The 1,242-nt window shown below is 43.9% G+C and carries 2 protein-coding genes; both read right to left on the minus strand.

Annotated elements, in window-relative coordinates:
- Positions 1-1,179, minus strand: a 1,179-nt coding sequence (gene psbC / locus D0S45_20375) for a photosystem II 44 kDa subunit reaction center protein (protein ID TIH08880.1), incomplete at its 3' end; no start/stop codon positions are given.
- Positions 1,163-1,242: photosystem II protein D2 (locus tag D0S45_20380; GenBank protein TIH08881.1), on the minus strand; the 80-nt coding region annotated here is incomplete at its 5' end. The genes psbC and D0S45_20380, both read right to left, overlap by 17 nt.

Consider the following 1,242-nt stretch of genomic DNA (forward strand, 5'->3'; position numbering starts at 1 on the left):
ATTTAACGAACCTAAAGGAGCATGAGTCATATATTCTGCCGAACGTCGTTCTTGCCAAGGTTGTATGTCTTTTTTCAACCTACTCAAGTCCAAACCGTTAGGACCCCTTAAAGGTTCTAACCAGGGAGCACGCAGATCCCAAAAACGCATTGTTTCTCCTCCAAAAATAACTTCGCCAGTCGGAGAACGCATTAAGTATTTACCTAAACCTGTAGGTCCTTGAGCAGACCCCACGTAAGCTCCAAGACGTTGGTCTCTAACTAGAMAAGTAAATGCTTGAGCTTGAGAAGCTTCTGGCCCCGTAGGTCCGTAAAACTCACTAGGGTAAGCGGTATTATTAAACCAGACAAAACAACACGCAATGAAACCACAAACCGATAAAGCAGCTAAACTATAAGACAAGTAAGCCTCCCCAGACCATACAAGTGCGCGGCGAGCCCATGCAAAGGGTTTGGTTAAGATATGCCAGATTCCACCAAATATACAAATGGAACCTAACCATACATGTCCTCCAATTATATCTTCTAAATCGTCCACACTAACAATCCACCCCTCTCCTCCAAAGGGGGATTTTAGTAAATAACCAAATATAACACTTGGGCTAAGTGTCAAGTTGGTTATTTTTCTTACATCYCCCCCYCCMGGAGCCCAGGTATCATATACGCCCCCAAAATARAGAGCCTTGARTACTAGAAGAAARGCACCTAYACCTAACAARATTAAGTGAATACCCAAAATGGTGGTCATTTTATTTCTATCTTTCCATACATAACCGAAAAAGGGAAAAGATTCTTCAAGAGTTTCGGGTCCCAGAAGTGCATGATAAATACCGCCAAAGCCCAAAACTGCAGAAGAAATTAAGTGAAGTACTCCAGATACAAAGTACGGAAAGGTGTCTATAACTTCTCCCCCAGGACCTACCCCCCAWCCKARMGTRGCTAGGTGGGGAAGTAAAATTAATCCTTGTTCATACATGGGCTTYTCWGGTACRAAATGRGCCACTTCAAATARGTTCATTGCTCCRGCCCAGAATACGATTAATCCGGCATGGGCTACATGAGCTCCCAAAAGTTTACCAGATAAATTGATAAGTCGGGCATTCCCGGCCCACCAAGCGAAACCGGTGGTTTCTTGGTCACGACCAGCTAAAGCTAAAGTTCCATTAAAGAGCGTTTCCACGTGGTAGAACCTCCTCAGGGAATATAAGGTTTTCATGAGGCTGATCTTGAGCCGCCATCCAAG

The organism is Marinifilum sp. JC120 (assembly GCA_004923195.1).
Classification (GTDB): domain Bacteria; phylum Desulfobacterota; class Desulfovibrionia; order Desulfovibrionales; family Desulfovibrionaceae; genus Maridesulfovibrio.